This is a genomic window from Bacteroidia bacterium, from assembly GCA_027493955.1.
In the GTDB taxonomy this organism is placed as follows: Bacteria; Bacteroidota; Ignavibacteria; order SZUA-365; family SZUA-365; genus JAOSJT01.
The window spans coordinates 4417736-4441549 of the sequence record JAOSJT010000001.1; the positions used below are offsets into that span (position 1 = coordinate 4417736).

Below are 23814 nucleotides of genomic sequence, written 5' to 3' on the forward strand. Positions count from 1 at the left end.
GAATCCGGTCAGTAATTTGTGGATTGAATGGTATTACGGAGATTGCGGATATTTCAGGAATTGCTGAGCAACGCGTTTCGTGAATGTAAAAAAGGACGTTGCTGTCGCGAAAATAAACGTCCCGGCGGTGAAGGACCTGAAGCTGCGGAGTTGTAACGATGCCGAGATGGAAGTATAGATTTACGACTATCGCCGTGCTGACCGTTGTCGGTGCGGCTCTGTCATTTGTCGGGCTGCGAAGCGAGACGAGAGTGCGCAGCAGCGCCTTCGGGATGCAAGCCGTGGTTTCGTCACAAGATGCTGGAGCTGAAACGTTCATGCCTGCATCCGTCCGAAGGGACTCCCTCGCGCTCACCGTGTTGAACGACGGAGAACGGTATGTCCTGCATTGGCTTGTACCGCCGGCACTGAGCTGTATGTCCTTTATCATCGAACGCAGACTATCGGAGACGTACAGCTTTACCTCCGACACGCGCTGGATCGAAATCGGGATGGAACCCGGGATGTGCAATCTGTTCGAAGCCGTGCCGTATTCTTTTCCCGATCGCAGTACCACAACCGGGATGAAGGGGATCATGCAGTACCGCTTGTCCGTCCGAACGGAAGGCGGCGGGGAACTTGTCAGTTACTCAGAGGTCATTACGCTGTCAGTTCCCGATCAACTGGAAATCCGCGATATGTATCCCCAGCCGGCGTCCATGCAGGTGCAGATGTCTTTTCTCACGTCTGACGCGGATCCTGTCACGGTGCGGATCTTTGACATGACCGGTACCGAACTGCGTAGAACAGCATTTTCCGTACCCCGGCCAGGCGTGCAACACCATATACTGGATGTGTCTTCCCTTCCGGCAGGGATCTATGTCTGTGCGTCGGAATCGCGGCAATCGATTGCGGTGCGCACATTCCGCGTTGTTCGATGATGAAACCTGAACGGTAATATTTCCACACATCCGGATAGCAACGCCACGACTGTTACCCGACAGAGATATGAGGAGCCTGCTATCAGCCCCGGGTCGCTGTGCACAGGCAAACGATGGTTCTTCGTCATGGAATGAATGAATGCAGGCCGACTTTGGCATAGCATAGCATGATCGCTGTGGGCTGATCACGCAAGCAGACCTCGGACAGCGCCGGCTTTGGCAGGGTATGTACGCAAAGCTCCCGTTGCCATCAAGGATCGACGTGGCCCATTCGGCGCAGGCGCTGCGGTCAATGAAAGTATCTCTCTGTAACTCTGTCGTTACAAAAAATCTTGCGCTGGAAACCTTGTTCGCGCCGGGAGGCGCCCATGCTACCGGAGGCAGCTGAATTGGTCACAGGAACACTACCCATCGTAGGATGATATGCAAAACCGGGACAGCGTGATCGCACGTGTGCCTACACCCGTCGGCAATCCGGATTGACACTATCGTTCATTGACAATCTCGTTATGGTCCCCCTTGCCCGTTTCCGAAATAATGGCCAACTTCCATCGTGATGTCCACCCGTCTCACCATTCACGATGTGTGGTACTGTCCAATGAAGCTCTCCGATGTGATCTCCCGAAATGCGAACATTTGTGTACTGCTCTTGCTGCTGCTTGTCGGCGTCAGTGCGTTCGCTGCCCCTGCAACCAGGCCTTCGCCCCTATTCCAGAGATCGGAGGTCAGCAACTGTGATGGTACGCGGCTTTCGCCGATGATCATCGCCGATGATGTTGTGAATGATGTGGCGAAGCAGGATACGCAACAGGAGAGGAAGCGCTGCAAGGCCGTCACGCAAAAGGGCACGCAATGCAAGCGGGATGCGAAGGAAGGCAAGGAGTATTGCTGGCAGCATGAAACGGTCCCCGCCGGGGATCGCTGCAAGGCCATCACGAAAAAGGGGACGCAATGCTCGCGAAAGGCGAAAACCGCAGACGGATATTGTACCCAGCACGCGAAGATGCGGGAGTGAGCGGTAGTCACCGAGGGGGGGCGCTATTCACCGCACGCGATGCGTTCAAGCTTTGCTGATGCGATTATTCATTTTTTTCATGCCTGCGCGACCAAGGAAGGTGGTGTGCTGTAATATCCTTCCTCGGCGCAGCGCAGGCCGGTGGTGCTGTGCGGATTCGGAGTTATGAAAGCGATTATGAGATTGCTAAACCGTTTATTATTTTTCGTTCTGCTATCCGTCTTTCTGGTCACCATCACCCCATCACACCCTTAGAGGGAAATCGAGCATGCAAAACCGGCGCATTGTTGTGTTGCTTTCGGCTGTACTCGGCCTCATGGCAACTGTCTGTCAGGCACAGAACACCATCACATTTACGGCAACGGATGCGCGCAGCGCGGCATCGATGACGCTCGACAGCATCCATATTCTCAACCTCAGCCGTGGGCGCGACACCACAATTACCGGTACCACCTTCCCCGTCGACTGGCCGCTGACAACCGGGGTCGGCGAGATTGCGCGGCCCGGAGGGCTCTCCATCAGCGGGAATTACCCAAACTCCTTCGGTGACGCGACGGCCTTTTCCGTCGGCACATCCGAGGTTGGAGTTTTAAGCATCGCAGTGTTTGGCATGAACGGAACGCGCGTAGCTGAGTACCGGCAGTCACTGCAGCCTGGTCAACATGAGTTCGCCTTTGCTGCGGGCGGTTTGCCGGACGGTGTGTATTTCGCGACGGCGTCGTTGAATGGGCAGACATCGACGCTGAAGCTGCTGAAGAGCGGGCGATCGGCCGGTGGAAACCCGCAAATCGTTTACAGGAACTGGAGTGCGGCAGTCGCTGCCCCGCTAAGGAGAACAGCCGCCGCTGATCTCTATACCTACATCGGTTATGCTGCCGGATATTTCCCGGCTGTACTCGCGGAGGTGCTTCCGGCAGCGGGCCGCAGCTACGAATTCTCCCTGCTGCCGCTCACCAGCCGCGGTATCAGCACTGGCGCGACGGTGCCTGTATACGAGATGGATGTACCCACCACGGGCGGAACAGTCAACGTGAGCACAGAGGACTGTCCTATCAAGGGGATGGAGATCACGGTTCCCGATTCCGCTTTCGCCGAGCACCGCACCTTCTCCATATCCTATGCCCAGGTGCAGAGTCACAGCTACGGAGCGAACTTCAATCCCGTCTCACCGATGATTGTCATCAGCAACGGCGGCGGTTACTCCGACGAACCGATGATCATCAAGATCCCGGTGAAAGTTCCGTCCGACGAATTCGCGATGGCGTTTTTGTACAACGAGCTTACCGGCACGTTGGAAGGAATGCCCATCCTCGCCGCGGACGCGTCCTCCATTACCGTTGCGACACGCCACTTTGCCACGTCTCAGATATCCACCTTCGCGCCGGACGTTCAGCGCGCATCCAAGCGTACCGCAGACGCGTTCGCGAATATTATCATATCGTCTATCAGGGAATCGTCGCTGAAGGGACAGCAGATTCTCACAACCGGTTTTACACCGGGCAAGGATGACTGGGAGTTCAGCAATCGGGGTTCGGTTATCGCATCGGGCGGCCATTGTGCCGGACAATCGCTTTCAATGATGTGGTACTACTATGAGAAAAAGCTCCATGGAGCATCGCAGTTGTTTCACTCGCTCGACCGTCTGTTCATTCCATCCACCAATGGAGATTCCCTGTGGATGGACAATCCGAAGGGCTACAAATTTGCCTCGATCATTCAAAAAGAGTACGGGAAGTTCAACGGATGGATGGCGGACCAGCTCAGGCAGTTGCGGGATAGCTCTGTACATGCCATCGGGTGGCGGGCCTTCTTGTATTCCATGCTTCTCACAGGCGAGCCGCAGTATGTGTCACTGAGAGCGAGGGACACCGACGGTTCATACTTCGGCCATGCGATTGTCGCGCACAAAATATCGGTAACGGAGAAGAAACTGTTCGTAACCGACCCGAATTATCCGGGTCAGGAGCGATCCATCCTGTTCTCGGATCCATACTTTGCGCCGTACGATACAAAGCAGAATGCCAATGAGCCGGCATCGGAACAATATCCATGGATTGCCTATATCGCAAAATCATGTCTTATTAACTGGTCCACCATAACTGCGCGTTATGCGGAGGTACAGGCGGGGACAATCGGCACAGTCTCTCCACACAGTTTCCCACAAGTGCGTCTCATCGACAATTCGGAAAATGCGGTCATTTCCGCTTCGACCGACTATGTATCGAACCGCGACACTCTCGTCATTACTGCGCACAATGCACAAACCGCCTTCGCCGTGTATGATGCGACATCGGGGGAGCGGCTCGTTCCCGGAGCAAAGTCGCCGTATGGGCTCGTGTACGATAGCGTTCTCGTGTTAAAGCCCGGAGTTAATGAATTCGGAGTGTACTTTGCACAGAAGGTCGATAATTCCTGGGTGTATGCTGATTATCAGTGGTTGACGGTGATATACAATCAGCTCACTCCACACGTTGCGACCATCAGTCCCACCCAGGGTACGGCGGGCGACGTTCTGACTATCAACGGTTCGAATTTCGGAAATGATCGAAGCAAGGGCGAAGTACATCTGTACACGACATCCCGCGACATGATCCTCAGAAATGTTGTATCGTGGGATACGAACAGAATCGTCGTCACCGTTCCCGATGATGCGATCAGCGGAAAAGTGTATGTCAAAGTGAACGGACTTGAGAGCGAGTACCGCGTCAACAGCGGGCACCTGCAATTCACCTTCAAACCCGGCCCCGCAATTATCCAATCCGTTACACCTGACCATGGATACGGAGGAGACCAGATAACGATAAAGGGCAAGCGTTTCGGGAAAGGTCTTACCGGCAGTAAAATCGTCATCAATAATTATGATCTCTTCCCGAATAATCCTTCCGAAATCCCTTCCTGGACGGATTCGCTGATCACGATTATCCTCCCCAAAACCTGCATCGGGGGCGATCTTCAAATGGTGAACTGGTCCGACGAGTCGAAGAGCAGCAACGTCGTGCAGTTTACTATGGACCAGCCCGTCATATCCGGGTACGGCCCCGCCTCGGGACCTGATCAGACCCTCGTTACAATTAGCGGAAATTTTCTCGGAGAGAGCGCTCTGTGGACCGGTACAGGTGTGACCGTCGGCGGTGTCAAACCGATTCTGGACAACTGGTCGCGAACGGCGGTCTCTTTCTATGCGAGTCAGAGTGGCGAAATCGTGCTGACCGTCTGCGGTAAATCAATCGTCGTCGGAAATTTCACGAAAACCCCGTAGAACAGGCATCGGACAGTCAGTTTTCACCATCGATACCCAAAGCTCAGATCGCGTCACCGCGCATGCCTACGCTTTGGCGAATAATGCCACCCCGCACAACGGTCCATTTCGTGCATGACATCAGGTAATGGAGCCAGGCTTCATGAAGGAACCACTGCGGTAAACTCTCCGGGTGAAGCTCCGACGTTGTCTGGTAGCGTCTCGAAGCATGATTCGTTTTGTAACGCACGCGGAGAGCAGTCGCCCGGTGCCGCCTATTGCACCTTGCCTCACCGCACGAAACTCGCTACTTTAAATGAATTGTACCCGGAGCCATGTCCAGCGAACGGGCTGTCGAATCCTTGTGAGCACAACACCATCTTTTAAGTGCTCGTTGAAGCTGAGACAGAGCAGCTCGGCTCAAACGACGGCCTTTCTGGCCCTTACAGTGTGCCCTGATCCTGCCAAACTTTGAATTGAACCGTATGTTAGAACCCATTCCAATGCAGCGTATGCACATTCTGATCGTGTGCATGCTTTCCCTGCTTCTCCTGTTGCTGCTGTCGTCCTGCGGAGAGAGCAGTAACAGAAAAAAAATCGACGACTCTGCTCCCGTGCTGGCGGAGGCGATGGTCGTACAGCCTGAATCGCATACCGTCAGCATCAAAGCCACGGGTGACCTCCTTCCGCTCGAGGAAGTCGAGATCAAAGCTCCTGTGGCGGGCAATGTACGATCCATACATTTCCGCGAAGGGCAGCAGGTGGGAAAGGGCGCACTTCTGGTTTCCATTGACGACCGCAACTGGGTCGCCCAGAAAAAAGGACTCGAAGCGCGTCTGATTGCCGCGGAAGGGGAATTGCGGCGGAAGACACAGCTTCTGGGTATCGAGGGCATCAGTGCGGAAGAAGTGGAGAAGAATCGCGCGGAGGTCGACAATCTCAAGGCGCAAATCGAGGGCCTCGAGGTCATGATAGACCTCGCCGCCGTGCGTGCCCCGTTCAGCGGACGTATCGGCATGCGCAATTTCAGTCCCGGAGCATGGCTCTCTCAAGGTGGCGCAATCGCGCGGCTGGTGCAGACGGACGGCATGAAGGTGCATTTTACCATCCCCGCGCAGTACGCCCACAAAGTGGCGGTCGGACGCCCGGTGAAAGTGTTCTCCTCAGCCAATGGCGATACTGCAGTAGCGAATGTCTACGCAGTCGATGCACGTATCAATTCGTCGTCAAGAAGTCTGCAGATACGCGCTATGCTCAACGGCAAACATCCGACGTTCATTCCGGGGGATTTTGTACAGGTATCGCTGGAATTGGAGAAAAAGGAAAATGTGCTCCTGGTTCCGGCGGAGGCGATAATCCCTGAGCTCAATCAGCACACCGTGTTCATCGTCAAGGACGGTAAAGCCAAACGCACAGTGGTGAAAACCGGCGTCCGGACCGAAGACCGCGTGGAAATCCTCCACGGACTCTCGCCCGGGGATACCGTACTGATTTCGGGATTGATGGACGTGCGGGACGGTGCGCCGGTGACGCTTCAGCAACTGCACACCGCGGTGACGGAATGACACTCTCCGAGCTGAGCATCAAGCGACCGGTGCTGACGATGGTGTTCGCCATCGCTATCGTCATATTCGGTGCCTCATCCTTCCTCAATCTCGGCGTACGCGATTATCCGAGCGTGGACCCGCCCATCATCACGGTTTCCACGAGTTACACCGGGGCGAATGCCGAGATCATCGAATCGCAGATCACGGAACCGCTCGAAATACAGATCAACAGAATTGATGGCATCAAGACGCTTACCTCCACCAGCACTACGGGGCGCAGTATCATCCGGGTGGAGTTCGAACTGGGAATGGATCTCGACAACGCCGCGAACGATGTCCGCGACCGTGTGGCTCAGGCCGTGCGCAACCTGCCTCCCGATACCGATCCGCCCATCGTCTCGAAAGCGGATGCGGATGCCCAGACCATCGTGACCATAACCTTGCAGAGCGGGAAGAGAAGTTTACTTGCCCTCACCGACATCGCGCAGAATATATTCGCTGAACGCCTGCAGACTATTCCCGGCGTCAGTCAGGTGAACGTGTGGGGCAGCAAGCAATATGCGATGCGTCTCAATCTCGATATGGACCGCATGATCGCCCACCGTGTGAATCCCGTCGACGTGCGCAATGCCCTGACCGCGCAGAACATCGAGCTCCCGTCGGGTCAGGTGGAAGGCGACAGCCGCTATCTCACGATTCAGACGTACGGTCGTCTGAACACGGAGGAAGAATTCAATAATCTGGTGATCGCCGACCGTAACGGTACCATCGTCCGCCTTCGGGATATCGGACATGCGGAGCTCGGAGCGCTCAACGAAAAATCCATCATGCGCGGCAATGGCGGCATCCCCATGGTCGGTGTCGCAATGCAGCCGCAGCCGGGATCGAACTACATCGAAATCGTGGACGAAGTGTACCGGCGCGTGGAGCTGTTGAAGAAGGAGATTCCGGGGGATATTATCATTGGTACCGGGCTCGATATCACCACCAGTATCCGGCAGTCGATCAGGGACGTACAATCGACGATATTGGAGGCGTTTATCCTTGTCGTCGCCATCATTTTTATTTTTCTGCGGAATCTGCGCACCACGCTCATCCCCATCATCGCTATCCCGCTCTCGCTCGTGGGCGGCTTCATTTTTCTGTGGGCCGCGGATTTTTCGATCAATGTATTGACACTGCTTGGTCTGCTTCTCGCCACAGGAATTGTCGTTGACGATGCGATCGTGATGATGGAAAATATTTATGCCAAAATCGAAAAAGGCATGAATCCGATCCAGGCCGCTTTCAAGGGTTCGCGGCAAGTGTTCTTTGCGATCATTTCGACGACGATCACGCTGATATGTGTGTTTCTCCCGATCTTTTTCATGCTCGGTCTGACCGGACGCCTGTTCCGGGAGTTCGCCATGGTCATGGCAGGGTCCATCATCATTTCCATGTTTGTGTCGCTCACCCTCACGGTGACGATGTGCTCTCGTATGCTGAAACGGGACGACCGGGAATACCGGTGGTTGAAACAGGTTCACAGGCCGATTGATTACGTTCTCGCACAGTATCCCGCGTGGCTCGATTGGTTCATGGCACGCCGGCGGTTGGCGCTCCCTATCGTGCTTGCCTCGGCAGCGATAATCGGTCTTCTGTTGTTCACCCTGCAAACGGAACTCGCACCGTTAGACGACAAGAGCGCACTGCGTCTGATGTCCACAGCGCCCGAGGGTACGTCATTCAACATGATGAGCGATTACCACGCGAAACTGATTCACCTGGTGGATACACTTCCGGAAAAGCTGAGTCTTGTCGCAGTAACCGCGCCGGGTTTCGGGGGGAGTCCTTCCGTCAACTCCGCCTTCACCCGACTCATGCTCAAGCCCCCGGATCAGCGGGATAAGACACAAATGGAGCTGGTAGCCGAGCTCAACCGCAAGCTGCGGAGCTTCAGTATGGCGCGGACCTTCGCTCTGCAGGATCCGACCATCGCCGGAGCGGGTGGCGGCAGGGCGGGTCTGCCGGTGCAGTACGTGCTGCAGGCGGCCGATCTCGGCAAGCTCGAACACTATCTCCCGCTCTTTCTCGACGAAGCGCGACGGCATCCCGCGTTCGAGGTAGTGGATGTAGATCTCCGTTTCACCCGCCCGGAACTGATCATCGATATCGATCGGGACAAGGCGTTCAATCTCGGAATAAGCGTGCGCGATGTCGCGGAGGTGATTCAAACCTACTTCAGTGAGCAACGCATTGGGTATTTCATCCGCGACGGGAAGCAGTATTTCGTTCTCGCACATGCGATACCGGAGCAGCGCCGGACCCCGGAGGATGTCACGAACATTCAGCTGCGCACCACGTCGGGGGAACTGGTGTCCCTTGGAAGCGTGGTGCAACTCCGGCACGAAAGTCTCCCGCCACAATTGCTGCGCTACAACAGATACTCGTCCGCGACCGTCTCCGCCGCGCCTGCGCGGCGCTATACGCTTGGAGATGGAATCGCAGCTATGGACGAGATCGCCGACAAGGTGCTGGATGAAACGTTTCTCACTTCGCTCGCGGGCACGTCGGCGGATTTTTCGGAGAGCACATCCAACCTGATGCTGGTGTTCATTTTTGCTCTCATTCTCGTGTACCTGACGCTCGCCGCGCAGTTCGAGAGCTTTCGTGATCCCCTGACTGTCATGATAACCGTACCATTGGCACTGGCCGGAGCGTTGCTCTCCATGTGGGTGTTCGGGCAGACGCTCAACATCTTCAGTGAAATCGGCATCATTCTCCTGGTGGGCATCGTGACCAAAAACGGTATTCTCATCGTGGAGTTCGCCAATCAGAAACGGGAGGAGGGATTGGATATCATGGCAGCAGCGAGAGAAGCCGCCATCGATCGCATCCGTCCCATCCTCATGACCACGCTGGCCACCGTGCTCGGTGCCGTACCGTTGGCTATCTCGCTCGACGGCACCGCCAACAGCCGCGTATCCATGGGTGTCGTCATTATCGGAGGACTGCTCTTCTCGCTCGTTCTTACACTCTTTGTCATACCCGCACTGTACACCTACATCGCGCGTACAAGCGCCCCGGTGGCTATCGAGGAAGAAGCGTAAGGGTCGTATCCGCTGTGTCGGTAACGATTCCGTCCAGGCGGACGTCGGTTTATGGAGAGTGTGACATTGAAGTTGAAGCGGTGCAAACAAACTCCGTCACCTCTCCGCGGCGAGTCCGCCTCGGCGAATCTGCGATCTTCGACCTGGATCCGGTAATCATCGTTACCCGCCGGTTTATATCATGTGTGACATCGATTTGTGATGAAAAATCTATCAAATATCGTCACACGGAGCTTCGGCCAAGGCCCGGAAGCGAATCCGAGGCCCACCCCCATCATGTAGAGACGTTGCATGCAACGTCTCTACATGATGGGGGTGGTGGAGGTTAAAACGTTGGTCAGCGCCCCGCTACTGCGGGGAAGCGCTACGTCCGTCTATCTCGATGTTCATTGGGCCGGAGCATCACATGCCATTGGCAGGGCCGTCATGGCAGCATCCCAAACAACCTCAAAGAGCAACTCCCCACTACACACAGCGAAAGTCTTCCCATGGACACACTGCACGCAAAGCCTAATCATCCCTCCGAATATCTTGAGAGAGATCACCGCCGGCTCGAAAACCTGCTTGCCGCTGCGGCGCACGATCCCTCCGAGGTTGACATGGTGTTGTACGACGAATTCAGGAGAGGTCTGCTACGGCATATCGGCATCGAGGAAAAAATAGTCCTTCCGCTGCTCCGCTCCGTCGCCGGCTGCGGCTTCGACATGGAGGCGCAATTGCGACTTGAACATGGCGCCATTGCGGCGTTACTCGTCCCGCCGCCGGCGCCTGAATTGCTCTTCGCCCTTATGGGTCTTCTGCAACGGCATAACCATCTCGAAGAGGATCCGGAGACCCTGTATCAGCTTCTGGACGATTGTGTCCGGGCTGCGGGCGACGACATTCTGCGGAAGGTCGTGGAATTCCCGGACGTCCCCCTTTCCCGCTTCATCAACAATCCCCACGCCGTAGAACCCGCCAAACGCGCCGTCGCACGGAGCGGACATGATTATGACGCGTTGGTGGAGGAGGGAAGGAGCGTGAGGAGGGGAAACGGTGATACAGAATGGTGAAGAGAAAAAAGTAAAGAGTAAAGGGATCAGCCCACAGGGCGACATTCCCTGTATCCCCCAACGGCAGTTGGGGGACACACGCGCCCAGCCACTACCTCTCCAGCTCAGCCTTTGGCAGACGACACTTCGCCCGACCCTGCCAGGGTGAGCTTCGACCTCAGATCTACAGGTGCCGACGGCACGCACACCTCCATCAATCCCGAGCCCCTGAGGCGAACCTCTCATAACAGTACGAGCAAGTGCGACAGATTGGCTACATTGAAAGAATCTGATAACGATCACATCTTCAGAGGTACTCATGCTCACAAAGGATTGGCTGATCCTGATTCTTGCGGGTTTTTTCGAAGTAGCATTTGCGTTCTGCCTCGGGAAGGCGAGAGAGAGCACCGGTATTGAAATGTACCTGTGGTATGGCGGCTTCATCGTGACCCTTGCCGTGAGCATGACGTTGCTCGTTCAAGCAACGCAAACCTTGCCCATTGGGACGGCGTACGCGGTATGGACGGGTATCGGTGCAGTCGGAACGGCCCTGGTGGGGATAGTGGTGTTTCGGGAGCCGACGACCTTCTTGCGGCTGCTCTTCCTTTCGACACTGATACTTTCCATCGTCGGTCTGAAAATCGTGTCGCACGCGAAGTGAACAGCAGGTACATGATAGCCCGCATCCTCCAGGGTGCGACGGGCGGCGAAGGGCGCACATACCCGGCGTTCGTGTGAACCGTACGTCGGCAGGAAGGGCGCCGGGGAGGCAAGTGCGTTTTCGCGAAGTCATGTCATCAACAAATGGCGGGAGCGGCGCAGACCGCGGTATTCACTTGCGCTTGTGAGATACTGCAATAATTGGTACTATCTTTTCTTGACGTGATATTCTGTATGGCCCAAGGTGCAGGACGCGTGCGACGGGAAGCCATCCCGGATCGTTCCTGCAGCCGCACAGCGGATGCATGTATGAAATAGTCAGCGGGATCAGTGAATGAACACCGATGGTAACGGCGAATCACGAATGCGGATGGATTTCAAAGGAAAAACATGAGAAGAATAGTCGCCGCCATCAATATGACCATCGACGGATATTGCGATCACACAGCAGGTATTCCGGATGAGGAACTACATCACCATTATACGGAGCTGTTGAATGGAGGTGATGGCATTCTCTACGGGAGAATTACATTTCAACTTATGAAATACTGGCAGCCGCTGGTGAAGAATCCCTCGGGTAAAAATGATATGGACGAATTTGCCAGGGCGATAGATACCATCCCGAAACTGGTTTTTTCTCGAACCTTGAAACATGTCGAATGGGAAAGTGCGGCGTTGGCAACCCGGACCCTGGAAGAAGAAGTTGCAGCACTCAGGCGGCAAGCGGGCCGGGACATTCTCGTCGGCAGTCGGAGTCTGATCCTCCAGCTCATGAAGCGCAACTTGATAGATGAATACCAACTCTGTGTCCACCCAATCATTGTCGGCAGCGGTATGCCGTTATTCGAAAGCATCCGCGACACTACAATCTTTACACTTGTGAAGACCAAGACCTTTCATAGTGGTGCAATAACGCTGTACTATGCGCCGATACAGGAGAATACACCGAAGCGCGAGTGAGGCATCGCCACAGGAGGGGTGACGGCGTTGGAGGACACATGCCATTGTTGCTTCACCGTCGTCTCCCGTTCAGTCGGAGAGATGAAGCGACTCGTGGTCTTCAACACTTTCACGATGAGCGCTCAGGACATCAATGAGTACATCATGCTCTTGTACATGAAATACTCGGAACTATCCTGAGAAGAACCGACGATCATAGGCGCGAGACGGTCATACTCACAAAGTGGCGGAGACGCAAGCCATGAAGAAAATCGTGTTGATCCCCTGTCTGTTGTCATCTCATTGTGCCTTTGCAGGGACAGGCGGCGCAGAAGACGAGAATATACTGATACTTTCATTCCTCGCGGTCATTGTATCGATTCTTGTTCTCCTCTATGCAACGGCATTTGTCAGGAGACGTATTGCAGAGCGTAAGGAAAAGAGCGTAGCGCAGCCTGCTGATGATGTGCAGAGCGAGGATGCCGATGAAGGTGTTGAATTGAAGCACCCTGAAAATAGTATGTGAGCAAGAGACTGTTTTGTAGCAATTGACCTTACAACACCTCAGAAATCCTGGCGCCATCCCGGAAGAGCCGGGAATGTGATTTCTGCACGAAGCGCAGGATAATCGCTCCGCTGGATTCGGGATTGCACCGGGGAAGGTACACGGTGGCGGCGCGATTGCTGGTCTGCATCCATGAGGATATCCTGCATCGGATATCCTTCGCCTGATATAGCGTGGGTTCAGTCTTCTACAACGGGAGCATCATGAAAAATGCTCTGGGATCCCACTCGCGCTACTCCCCTCAATCCCCTAAGAACCGGTGCATGTAGCCGATCTGAAACATGAGCTGGGGATTGGAATAGTCGCCTTCCCCGACGGATGCCCCGGCTTGCAGGAAGAAACCGCCGAGATTCAGCTCGTACACCGCACCGAGATACGTCCAGTATTTGTTCCTCGTGAACCAGCCATCGTCCTTCTCCAGTCGCGAGCTCCCGGCAATCAACGCCAGCACGTGACTGCGATTGCTGTTGTCGGAGAGCTTGAAGCCGATATTGAGCTGGGCACCGGCGAGCGCATCGCCGTACAGCGCGCCGGAAAGCCGCAGTCCGAGCGTACCAAACCAGCGCCCGAATGCGATGTTGAATCCCGCCGGTGTGCCGAAGTTGGCACCAAGCTCATAGTATGCGGCCTCACGGAGATCGGTGATCTGATCGTCCACCCACACCGCTTCTTTCCGGATGATCTCGATGTCGTCGAAAGAGTAAACATATTCGCTCCCGTCCCGCGTCCTGATTTTCAGGCTCTTGTTCGGCACCTGCTCGATGATGGTTCCCAGTATTTTCGATCCGTTTTTCAGGATCACGGCGTCCACTTCGGACTGTGCGAGGCAGCGGCTGCCGGTCAGCGCGAATGCGAGAATCAGTAACGGGAGGAAATACGCTTTCATGTTCCTTTCTCCTGATGGGTGATAATTATTCGCAGAGAGCGGAGAGCAGGGAGCGGAGAGCGCTCTTCACTCTTCACTCTTTACGCTCCGCTCTCCGCTCTTTGCTACAACCTGGTTACGCGCTTCACCAGCACGGTTTCTCCAAACATCGCCACGAGATAGTACACTCCGGCACCGCGGGCGTGGAGAGAGTGCGTAAAATCCGCAGCGCCATCAGGCAGCACACCTGTGTGAATCACATCCGCTCGGCCAAGTACATCGTACAGCGCCAGTGTAACGGTTAGATTCCTGGTGCCGGTGAGTGCGATGCGCAGCAGGTCGGTCGCCGGTTCGGGCCAGACATGCAGCGATGCGCGTTCTGCTACCGGCGGCGTGGCGTCCACGTCGAGCACCGTCACGTTGAAGGGATCCGAGAGCGCTGAGCAGCCTTCGGCATTGGTGACCTGAACCTGATACACGCCGGTCTGTCTTGCAACGTGCAGCGGTCCGGTGGCGCCTGGTATAGCTGTGCTGTTCAGATACCACTGGTAGGCATGTGCTGTGTCGCTTCGCAGCGCATCCCCGAGGCGGCGTATGACGGGCTTCGCGGGTGCGGGCTTCATAATGACGTCCGTGGTGTCCGAAGCGCCCCAGCAGCCCAGTTCGTTGCGCACCCGCACGGAATACCGACCGGCCGCCGTCACCACGATGCTTTCCGTACTCGCTCCTGTACTCCACTCGTATGCGGGATAGCTCTTGTCGGTCCACAAGTGGACGGTCTCGCCTTTGCAGATCGCCACCGGACCACCCGGAGTAATCACCGGTTGTGGACTATTGTGTACCGATACATGCACCGTATCGGATATCCCGAGTGCTCCATCAGTGCGTCGGACCGTGCAAAAGTACTGCCCGCTCGTACGAACCACGAGCATGCGATTCTTCGCTCCGGATGACCAGGCATAGCTGGCGTAGCCGGCTCCGGCGTCGAGAGTGACGGAGTCGCCCGAACAAAAACGCAGGGAGTCGTCGTATGCCAGCTCGAAACGGAACGACGCCTCGGGAAGACCCGGTATGCGAATCGGTATCTCGCATTTCGAGGAATCCGTATTTGATGCAAAACACCAAACCGTCACAGTGTAGTGTTTCTCCCCGGTTGTCGGCGCATGCTGAAGCATCCATTCGGCGCTGCCTTCCTGCCCGGGATTCAGCAGTGAGGGAAGGATACGTTTCGTGAATCGGTCCGGCGCGTCCGGTGCCGCCAGGGTCAGCTCCGTTGGCAGTACGATGGAGGCACGGAGGGTGTCCGTCCGAGAACCGCCGGTGTTCCGAGCGGTAACGGTGACGGGAAAAGGCATGGGATTATAGCGAAGATACGTCGTGTCCGCGGTTATTGCGGGGGCATCGAGAGTACACTCGAGCATCGGACCTGCCTGCGGGATAAACACTTTATGGCAGCAAATGACATCGGGATAATTATCGAAGCTGCTGCGAATACAGATTTCGATGGAATCGCCCTGTGTCCGCTTTTTGGCCGCCAACTGCCAGTTCACTTCCGCGAACATCCCCGGAGCGATGTCCGCCGGCGATACAAGCTGTGTCGTGCTGACTGGCGAGACCAGTCGCACGTCATGGGTATCCACGATGATGGTACATCGCGCATTGCGCAGCGTCGTGTCGCCGATATTGTCGCAGCGTCCGGTGACGATAAACGGGTTGGGCTGATAGTCGCGCAGCTTCCGATCCCACTGCAGGCGCTTCGTACCGTTGATATCGCAGAAGGCCTGAGGTGCCTTTGCATTGATGCAAATACTCCCGGTTTCAATAACCGGAATGAAACAGCCCTGTTCAAATCGGGGATACGCAGCACGGATGTCGCAACATGCGGTATCAGACCGGTTCGCAGCTTTGAACGTCATGTTCAGCAACAGACCACCGCCATGAACAAGCTTGCGTGCGGTAACCTGTATGAGGGCGCCTGCGGGATGAGGCGTCACCATGATCGGAGCACCCTCGAGCAGGGAGCCCGTCGGCGTGCTCACACCTTTGAGCTGTACGCAGGAAGTGTCGTATTCCAGTGTGAATTGCAACGGGTAGAACATCTCGCCGTTGATTGGTGAAATGAGGTTGAGGGGCAGCGTGATATCGGCGCCACTTTTCCCGGTTGCATCGCCGATCTCCAAATTCAGATTCTTGAACGTGGACGAATCCAGGGGAGCGCGATACGTTTTCGTCTTGGTGTCGCTCCCCCCACAGAAATCCTTCAACTGCAGATCTACCGTCCGTAGAGCGCCATCCGCGCACTCGCGCTCATAGGTGATGATGCACTCCTGAAAGCTCTGGCGTATGATGGTGAATATTTCCTGATAGATCGCGGCGAGCTGTCCGGCATTCGGTGTCTGGTAATACTTCCCGCCGGTAAGCGAGGCGATCATTTGCAATTCCACCGCATTGACACTGCTGCCGAGAGCGACAGTAAACACATTGATACGGTGGCGATTCGCCAGTGCAATAATCTCCGCAGGCGTGCGCGTCGAACCTCCGTCGCCGCCGTCTGTCAGCAGTATAACAGCGCGACATTGGTTCACCCCGTTGTTGATCAGTTCGAGCAGTCCAAAGTACCCGCCGTCCCAGACTGCCGTCAAACCACCTGCAGGAAGGGCATCTACGGCGGCGTGCAGCCATTGCTTATTCGTCGTCATCTGCTGCTGTACCGTCACGACGGAGGTAAACCAAATTACCGCCGCCTCGTCCATAACGCCGTCCATCAGATCAATAAATGCGTGGCCCGCCAGCTTGGCGCCGGCATTACCGGAACCTATCATCGAACCGGATGCGTCGAACACCAGTGCTACGGATTTTGCACAGGGTTTGGTGGGATCGGGACACCACACCGTGAAATCTTTGACCTCGACACCATTCTCATAGATGCGAAAATCCTGCTTCGACATATTGTACGCCGGATTGCCGTCACAGCCGACCGTCACATACAACTCGATGGTCGGCCAGTTTACCGTCACCCGTTTGAAGGTGAGGTTCGGCTGCGCCTGAAGCCCGGCCGTTGGCATCACGTGGCAGATAAGGATGAGCAGCGCGACAGCGCTCCATGTGTGAGCAGGTACGTTAGATAACCTTTTCATGACAGACTCCTTTGCAAAACACAGAACGCAGAACACGCAGAAAAAGCAGAACACGCAGAAGAAGAGAAGAGGCCGAAAGGCTATCTTCTCGTCGTGTTTGTGGTACATCGTACGTAGTACGTCGTAAGTCGTCCCGCCTGCGCTCTCATGAACTGCCGTTTGTGCGATGGTCCTTTGATGCTTCGGCGGGCAGGAAATCGTAGGTCGTAAATCGTCACTCGTTACAGTTTCGTGATGCGCTTTACCAGTACGGTTTCCGGCAGTACGGCGACGAAATAGTACACCCCCGCTTTCCGTCCGGAGAGGGAATACTGAAATTCACCGCGCTCATCGGTGCTCCGTGCTTCGTGAATGACTTCCGAGCGGCCGAGTACATCGAAGAGATACAGGGTAAACGGCTGCGTGCCGATGTCGTTGATGCGGATGCGCAGCACATCGCTTGCCGGCTCGGGCCAGGCGTGGAGTGTCGGTGCGCCAGCGAGTGGGGGATTGCCGGCGACGCCGAGTACGGTGACGTCGTATATGTCGGATACCACCGAGCAACCACGCGAACTCGTCACCCGAACCTGATACGACCCGGGTTGTGTCACAAGAAGCGCGGGCTGCGTCGCTCCGGGTATCTCAACGCCATTGCGGAACCACTGGCATCGGTAGCCCTCCGGTACGCTCAACACGTCGCCCGTCCGTCGAATCACCGGCTTGTCGGGCTTGAGGAAACTGATGACGGTCACCGGATCGGATTGACCCCAGCAACCGTGACTGTCGCGCACGCGCACAAAGTATTTGCCTTCGATGCGGACAACGAGTTCGGCCGTGGTCGCGCCGATGTTCCAGAGGTACTCCTCGTAACTGCCGTCCACACCGAGCACGACCGAATCGCCGACACAGAACCAGAGTGTGCCGCCGGGAGTGATCATGGGCTTGGGAGCGGGACGCACGCTCACGTGCAGTGTGTCGGAGCGTCCGATAAGTCCGTCGGAACGTCGGACAACACAGAAATAGGACCCGGCGTTTTTCACTGCGATCTGCTGTGTCTGTTGTCCATGAGACCAGTTGTAGGTCAGATACCCGCTGCCGGCATCGAGAATCACAGAATCACCCTGGCAGATCTCGAGCGGTCCGGATGCTGTCAGCCGTGTGCTGAAGGTTGGCGGCGGCAATCCGGGTATGCGCACATTGACGGTGCAGACGGTCGTGTCCTGTCCCGCAGCCCAGCTCCTGGCGGTCAGCGTGTATGACTTCTCCGATGAGATAATCGGATGCTGAAGCATCCAGTTCACACCCCCGCTCTGCCGCGGAGCGAGAGTCGCGGGCAGGAGCTGCTTTGTATAGTTTCCGGGCGTCTCCGAAGGCGCTAATTCGAATTCCGGAGGCAGTTGCAGCGATGTCCACACGGTGTCGCTCTGAGTGCCACCGTTGTTCGTCACCGCCACGCTCAATGGAAAGGGCATTGGTGTATAGCGTACGGCGGCGGTGTCCGCAACGATCTGTGGCACAGATACGGCGCATGAAAGAACCGTACCCGCCTGTGAAACGACGATGCGAACGCAGCAGGTGACGTCGGGGTGATAGTCGAAGCTGCCGCGTATGCAGAGTTCGATGGTGTCTTCGGACGTCCGGGGTTTGGCCGCGACCTGCCAGCTTACGGTGGCGAACATCCCCGGATCGATATGTGGCGGGGAGGGAGTCTGTGTGTCCGTACTCGGCGAAAGCAGCTCGATGTCGTCTGCATCATAGAGGATGCGGAAACGTGCGTTTGCTGCCGTAGCGTCGCCGGTATTATCGAAGCGCCCCGTGATGGTAAAGGGATTCTGCTGGTATTCCTTGCTGTCCTGTCGCCAGTCGAGTCGGGGTGGAGCCGTGACGGAGCAGGATATGGTCGGGAGAGTGGGAGAGAGACATACACGTCCGGTATCCATTATCGGAATGAAGCAACCCTGCGAGAATCCCGCATTGATGGGGCGTATATCCCGGCACAGCGTATCGCTGCGCTGTTGCGTGGAGAACGCCAGGTTCATCAGGCGTCCGTAGCCATTCACCAGAACAGGGGCCGTGCTTTCTATTGTGACACCTCCGGTCACGGGCGTCGCAGTTATCGGGACGCCATCCAGCAGCGATCCAGGCGGAGCGGTTACAGATTTGAATTGAATGATGGAGGTATCGTATGTAAGCGTGTAACGCAGCGGATAGAAGTTGTTGCCGTGAATACTTGTGCGGAGATTGAGCGGCAGGGTGAAATCGTCGCCATGTCTGGCGAAAACCTCGCCCAGATCGAGGTGGAGGGGGGAAAATGTTGTGCTGTCCAGCGGTGCGCGAAAGGACTTCGTTTTCGTATCCGAGCCATTACAGTAATCCCGCAATTGCAGCTCGACGTTGCGCAGGCCGCCATCCGCGCATTGGGCGTCATAGGTGATCATGCACTCCTGAAAGTGTTGCGCGAGCAGTGTGCCGATCTCTACATACGCGCCGACAAGCTGCGAGGCAGTCGGGACGTAATAGTATCTGCCCCCGGTGAGCAGCGCGATAAGCTCCAGCTCCACGCTGTTGATGCTCGAGCCCAGGCCGATGGTAAACACACGGATGCGGTGCCGGTTTGCCAGCGCGATGATTTCCGCCGGCTGCCGCGAGGATGAATTGTCGCCTCCATCCGTCATCAGTATCACCGCGCGGACCGGATTCAGCCCATTGTTGATCAGCTCGATCAAACCAGCATAGCCGCCGTCCCACACCGCCGTCCCACCACTCGCCGGCAGTGCGTCCACGGCCGAGTGCAGCATCGGTTTATTGCTCGTCATCTGCTGATACACTGTCACCACGTGCGTGAACCAGATGATCGATGCCTCGTCGACTACACCATCCATGAGGTCAATGAAACCGTGCCCGGCTTGCTTTGCGGCCGCGTTGCCGGCGCCCATCATCGAACCGGACGCATCGAATACGAGCGCCACGGAAAAGGAGGATCGTACCGTGGGATCAGGGCACCAGAGCTGAAAATTCGGAACTTCCACATTGTTCTCGAACACGCGAAAGTCCTGCGCCGACACGGTGAAATCAAGTGTGCTGTCGCAACTCGCCGAGAAGTACAGTTCAATGGTCGGCCAATTCACACCGATGCGTTTGAAATTCAGCGCCGGCTGACCGTGCATCGTCACGAGCGGGGCGCACAAACCGATGAGAAGCATACACACGGATATCCGTCGTGCTGTAGAACAGAAACTGCCGGACCTCTCCATCACGTTCTCCTTGGCGAATCAGAAGATATTATGACAACATTGTAGGGAAAATGTCCTTCAATGTCAAGACCACAGAAGACACAGAAAAAACAGAACACGGAACGCAGAACGCAGAACACACAGAAAAAACAGAACACGCAGAAGAAGAGAAGAGGCAGAAAGGGTCTCTCTTCAATGCGTTTGTGGGACATCAACAATCGTCAAACGTAAGTCGTCAAACGTAAGTCGTCAATCGTAAATCGTTACGCGTTTCATCAGCACAGTCTCACGCAGCAGGGCCACGAGGTAATACACGCCGGGAACGCGGCCCTGGACGGAGCAGGTAAAACTCGCGCCGCCGTCGGGCAGCACACCGCTGTGAATCAACTCCGACCGGCCAAGCATGTCGTACAGAGCTACAGTGACGGGTTGATTTCCCGTATCCGCGAGCTCGATGCGCAGAATATCGGTCGCGGGTTCCGGCCAGACGTGCAGCAGGGGACCCGTTGTAGCCGGCGGGACATCATCGGTGTCCAGCACAGTGACGTCGAACGGGTCCGACAGCGCCGAGCAGCCGTTCATAAAGCGCACACGCAACTGATATCTTCCGGTATTTTTTATCTTGATCACGCTGTACCCCGAATCGGGGAGAAGCACGCCATCGCGATACCAGTAGAACCCGCCGATGTCGCCCTGGGCAATAAGCCAGTCGAGATTACGGCGTATTCCGGGTTTGGACGGAACGGTTTTTGTGGTGACAATCACCGTATCGGAATACCCCTCGCAGTCATGACTGCTGCGCACCGTAGCGTAAAATGCGCCTGCCGAATGCACAGTGATGATCTGCTCCGTCGCTCCGTTGCTCCAAAGATAGCTCATGTAACCGCCGCCTGCATCGAGTTGCACGGAATCGTTCTCGCACATCGGAAGCGATCCATGCACAGCGATGCGTGGCGAAGGTGCGTCAATTGCCGTTACCCTCACCGTGTCCGAAATACCGATGCGTCCGTCGCTGTGCTCCACGTTGCAGTAATAATTTCCACCTCGCTTTACGGTCAGGAGTCGATCGCGTGCACCGTTGGACCAGCGGTAAGTGGCGTAGCCCGCTCCTGCATCCAGCAAAACCGAGTCGCCCTCGCAGAATAGCGTGGATCCCAGAGCTGTGAGCGTAAAAGGGAAGGTCGCGACAGGGAGGCCCGGAATGCGTACAGCGACGGCGCAGTGCTTCGAGTCGGAATTTGCGGTACGTATCAATACCGATACGATGTATTCTCTGTCTGTATTGCTGCGCGGATGCCGCAGTTGCCATGTGACTTTTGCCGTTTCGTGTGCTCCCAACGTCGGCGGGGAGAGCAGTTTTCTGTAGGAATCGGGCGCATCAGGTCCGGCCAGATCGAGTTCCATCGGCACGTCTATTGTCGCCCATACGGAATCCGTGCGGGAAGGCCCGAGATTCGTTGCCTCGAGGGTTACCGGGAAGGGCATAGGCGTATATCGCACATTCGCACTGTCGGCGGCGACCTCCGTTGCGGACAGCCGGCAGTCAAGGATGGGGTCCATTCGCGGGACATATACCTTCGTGCAACAAACGACATCGGGATGATTGTCGAATCGCGCCGTGATGCATATCCGCGTTGTATCACCTTCTGTTCGGGGGATGGCTGTCAGGGGCCAGTTGACGTTTTCGAACGAACTCGCGGCGATGATGCCGGTGCTTCCCGGTTTTGTATCGGTACCCGGGAAATACAACCGAACGTCTGCAGTGTCGTAGGTGATTGTGTAGCGTGCTTGCTTCGCATCGCTGTCGCCACGATTGGAAAAGTGCGCGAGTACCGTGAAGGGATTCGGCGAGTAGTCAGGGTTTCCTCTTTCCCAGTCGAGACTGCTCGGAGCACTGATATCACAATGGATGATCGGCGTTCCGGGGGCGATGCAGATACGACCGTCCGCTATTACCGGGATGAAGCAACCCTGTTCGAATGTGGCGGCTACGGCTTTCACCTCCGTACACGCCGTATCCGGAACAATTTTCGTCCTGAAATGGAGATCGAGTAGAGTACCCCCCTGTGTAAGCAGCTTCGGCGTGGTTGTCCGTATCGTTGCACCGTCAGCCAAGGGCGTCCACGATACGGGTACCCCGGCCAGCAAGGTCGTGTCGGATGCCGTCACGTTGTCTAGCTCCACCACAGCGGTGTCGAAGACGACGGAGAACTGCATGGGATAGAACATCACCACGTCTGCGGGTGCGAGCAGACGCAACGGAACGGTCATTTCCATCCCTGCGCCACGGATCGAATGCTCCAAAGCCATGTATAGCATGGAAAACGTCGAAGAATCCATCGACGCCTTGAACGTCGTCGTTTCGGAAAGTGAAGTACCACACACATCGCTTACCTGCACTTCAATGGTGCGATGCGCTCCGTCCATGCAAGGACTGGTATAGGAAATTCTGCACTCCTGAAATCCCTGAAAGATGATGGTCGAGATTTCCATATAAATGGCGGCCAACTGGCCTGCATTCGGTGTCTGATAGTATCGGCCACCCGTTGCATCCGCGATGAACTCCAGGGAACCGGAATTGATTGCTGTTCCGAGACCGATCGTGAAAACACGGATTCGGTGTCGCTGCGCAAGAGCGACCACTTCCTCCGGTGTACGTGTGGACGAGGCATCGCCCCCATCGGTCAGCAAGATCACCGCCCGGCATGGATTCGTCGCGTTGTTGATGAGTTCGATCAATCCGCCATAGGCACCGTCCCATGCCGCCGTGCTTCCCGTGGCGGGCAACACGTCAACGGCGGAGTGTAAAAGTGTCCTGTCGCGGGTCATCGATTGCATGAGGGTGACATCGGAATTGAACCAGAGCACGGCGGCTTCGTCGACCTTCCCGTCCAGAAGATCGACGAACGCGTGACCGGCTTGTTTCGAACCGAGGTTTCCGCTTCCCGCCATAGAGCCGGATGCGTCGAAAACCAAGGCCACCGATACGGCGCAGCGTACGTTCGGGTCGGGGCACCACAGGTCGGATGGGACCATCGGTACCCCGTTTTCAGTGATGCGAAATTGTTGCAACGTTGCGTCGTACACCGGCATGCCATCGCAAGTGAGCCGATAGAAGACCTCAACCTTCGGTCCGTTGACAATTAAGTTCCTGACGGTAAACCGTGGTTGTGCCTGAACCGTCGTTCCCGATACCAGAAACAGCAACAGAAATACAGGAAGCGAGAGGGGTTTGAAACGGAAATTGGGTGCTGTGCTTGTCATTCAATCCTCTCTCCGGTATGCACGAGATTGTGCAGCAACGTACGCTCCGCGATAATGGGAGGTGATTGCATCAATGGTGAAAACGGCAGTGTGACCGCACGTGCGCGTTGCATCACATCGTCTGCCAACACCGCGCTACAGAAGGATGGTGCTGAAGGTATCCTGTCCGTGGGGGCCGTGCGTATCATGAATAAACCATGAAGCCCCCGAAAGTTACACACGTTTGAAAAAATCTCTATACGGGTCCGCATTTTCCGTTGCGGGAAATATTTGCACTTGACAATGTCCGCGCAACATCGTAGGTTGATGGACAGAGGATAATACAGTCCATT

General features: G+C 56.0%; 13 protein-coding genes. 9 read left to right on the plus strand and 4 right to left on the minus strand.

The genetic code is table 11. The features are described 5' to 3' along the window. The first annotated feature begins 317 nt into the window (after window positions 1–317). The 9 genes from M5R41_16860 to M5R41_16900 all read left to right on the plus strand — a co-directional run bounded on the left by M5R41_16860 (window position 318) and on the right by M5R41_16900 (window position 12965). Window positions 318–920 (plus strand): T9SS type A sorting domain-containing protein, encoded by a 603-nt coding sequence (locus M5R41_16860; GenBank protein ID MCZ7558074.1) that lies wholly within the window; start codon window positions 318–320, stop codon window positions 918–920. 598 nt (window positions 921–1518) lie between these two features. Further along, window positions 1519–1935 carry a DUF5763 domain-containing protein gene (locus tag M5R41_16865; GenBank protein ID MCZ7558075.1) on the plus strand — a complete coding sequence of 139 codons (417 nt, stop codon included), beginning with the start codon at window positions 1519–1521 and terminating at the stop codon, window positions 1933–1935. A gap of 268 nt (window positions 1936–2203) precedes the next feature. Beyond that, window positions 2204–5194 (plus strand): IPT/TIG domain-containing protein, encoded by a 2991-nt coding sequence (locus M5R41_16870; protein ID MCZ7558076.1) that lies wholly within the window; start codon window positions 2204–2206, stop codon window positions 5192–5194. A 464-nt stretch (window positions 5195–5658) separates the two neighbouring features. Continuing rightward, window positions 5659–6738: an efflux RND transporter periplasmic adaptor subunit gene (locus tag M5R41_16875; protein ID MCZ7558077.1), complete on the plus strand. Its 1080-nt coding sequence runs from the start codon at window positions 5659–5661 to the stop codon at window positions 6736–6738. Further along, the gene (locus M5R41_16880; protein ID MCZ7558078.1) at window positions 6735–9809 is read left to right on the plus strand and encodes an efflux RND transporter permease subunit; all 3075 of its coding nucleotides are present in this window, start codon (window positions 6735–6737) and stop codon (window positions 9807–9809) included. Before M5R41_16875 ends, M5R41_16880 begins: the two co-directional genes overlap by 4 nt. A gap of 488 nt (window positions 9810–10297) precedes the next feature. Continuing rightward, entirely contained in the window at window positions 10298–10861 is a 564-nt protein-coding gene (locus M5R41_16885; protein ID MCZ7558079.1) for a hemerythrin domain-containing protein, read from the plus strand. A gap of 298 nt (window positions 10862–11159) precedes the next feature. Beyond that, on the plus strand, window positions 11160–11501 hold the full coding sequence (locus M5R41_16890; protein MCZ7558080.1) for a multidrug efflux SMR transporter: 342 nt from the start codon (window positions 11160–11162) through the stop codon (window positions 11499–11501). A gap of 389 nt (window positions 11502–11890) precedes the next feature. Beyond that, on the plus strand, window positions 11891–12460 hold the full coding sequence (locus M5R41_16895; GenBank protein MCZ7558081.1) for a dihydrofolate reductase family protein: 570 nt from the start codon (window positions 11891–11893) through the stop codon (window positions 12458–12460). Between the two features lie 241 nt (window positions 12461–12701). Next, window positions 12702–12965, plus strand: a complete 264-nt coding sequence (locus tag M5R41_16900; protein ID MCZ7558082.1) for a hypothetical protein — start codon at window positions 12702–12704, stop codon at window positions 12963–12965. Between the two features lie 280 nt (window positions 12966–13245). Here M5R41_16900 and M5R41_16905 read toward each other — a convergent pair whose 3' ends face one another. The 4 genes from M5R41_16905 to M5R41_16920 all read right to left on the minus strand — a co-directional run bounded on the left by M5R41_16905 (window position 13246) and on the right by M5R41_16920 (window position 23482). Further along, on the minus strand, window positions 13246–13890 hold the full coding sequence (locus tag M5R41_16905) for a hypothetical protein (protein MCZ7558083.1): 645 nt from the start codon (window positions 13888–13890) through the stop codon (window positions 13246–13248). A gap of 104 nt (window positions 13891–13994) precedes the next feature. Further along, a complete protein-coding gene (locus M5R41_16910; GenBank protein MCZ7558084.1) occupies window positions 13995–17006 on the minus strand; it encodes a VWA domain-containing protein in 3012 nt (1003 codons plus the stop codon). 221 nt (window positions 17007–17227) lie between these two features. Next, on the minus strand, window positions 17228–20188 hold the full coding sequence (locus M5R41_16915) for a VWA domain-containing protein (GenBank protein MCZ7558085.1): 2961 nt from the start codon (window positions 20186–20188) through the stop codon (window positions 17228–17230). Window positions 20189–20467: 279 nt separating this feature from the next. Beyond that, a complete protein-coding gene (locus tag M5R41_16920; GenBank protein ID MCZ7558086.1) occupies window positions 20468–23482 on the minus strand; it encodes a VWA domain-containing protein in 3015 nt (1004 codons plus the stop codon). Window positions 23483–23814 lie beyond the last annotated feature (332 nt).

Coding starts and splice junctions, on each gene's coding strand:
- M5R41_16885 (MCZ7558079.1), top strand. CDS start 10,298: ATGGACACACTGCACGCAAAGCCTAATCATCCCTCCGAATATCTTGAG.
- M5R41_16910 (MCZ7558084.1), bottom strand. CDS start 17,006: ATGAAAAGGTTATCTAACGTACCTGCTCACACATGGAGCGCTGTCGCG.
- M5R41_16900 (MCZ7558082.1), top strand. CDS start 12,702: ATGAAGAAAATCGTGTTGATCCCCTGTCTGTTGTCATCTCATTGTGCC.
- M5R41_16865 (MCZ7558075.1), top strand. CDS start 1,519: ATGAAGCTCTCCGATGTGATCTCCCGAAATGCGAACATTTGTGTACTG.
- M5R41_16870 (MCZ7558076.1), top strand. CDS start 2,204: ATGCAAAACCGGCGCATTGTTGTGTTGCTTTCGGCTGTACTCGGCCTC.
- M5R41_16915 (MCZ7558085.1), bottom strand. CDS start 20,188: ATGCTTCTCATCGGTTTGTGCGCCCCGCTCGTGACGATGCACGGTCAG.
- M5R41_16860 (MCZ7558074.1), top strand. CDS start 318: ATGCCTGCATCCGTCCGAAGGGACTCCCTCGCGCTCACCGTGTTGAAC.
- M5R41_16905 (MCZ7558083.1), bottom strand. CDS start 13,890: ATGAAAGCGTATTTCCTCCCGTTACTGATTCTCGCATTCGCGCTGACC.
- M5R41_16880 (MCZ7558078.1), top strand. CDS start 6,735: ATGACACTCTCCGAGCTGAGCATCAAGCGACCGGTGCTGACGATGGTG.
- M5R41_16890 (MCZ7558080.1), top strand. CDS start 11,160: ATGCTCACAAAGGATTGGCTGATCCTGATTCTTGCGGGTTTTTTCGAA.
- M5R41_16895 (MCZ7558081.1), top strand. CDS start 11,891: ATGAGAAGAATAGTCGCCGCCATCAATATGACCATCGACGGATATTGC.
- M5R41_16875 (MCZ7558077.1), top strand. CDS start 5,659: ATGTTAGAACCCATTCCAATGCAGCGTATGCACATTCTGATCGTGTGC.
- M5R41_16920 (MCZ7558086.1), bottom strand. CDS start 23,482: ATGACAAGCACAGCACCCAATTTCCGTTTCAAACCCCTCTCGCTTCCT.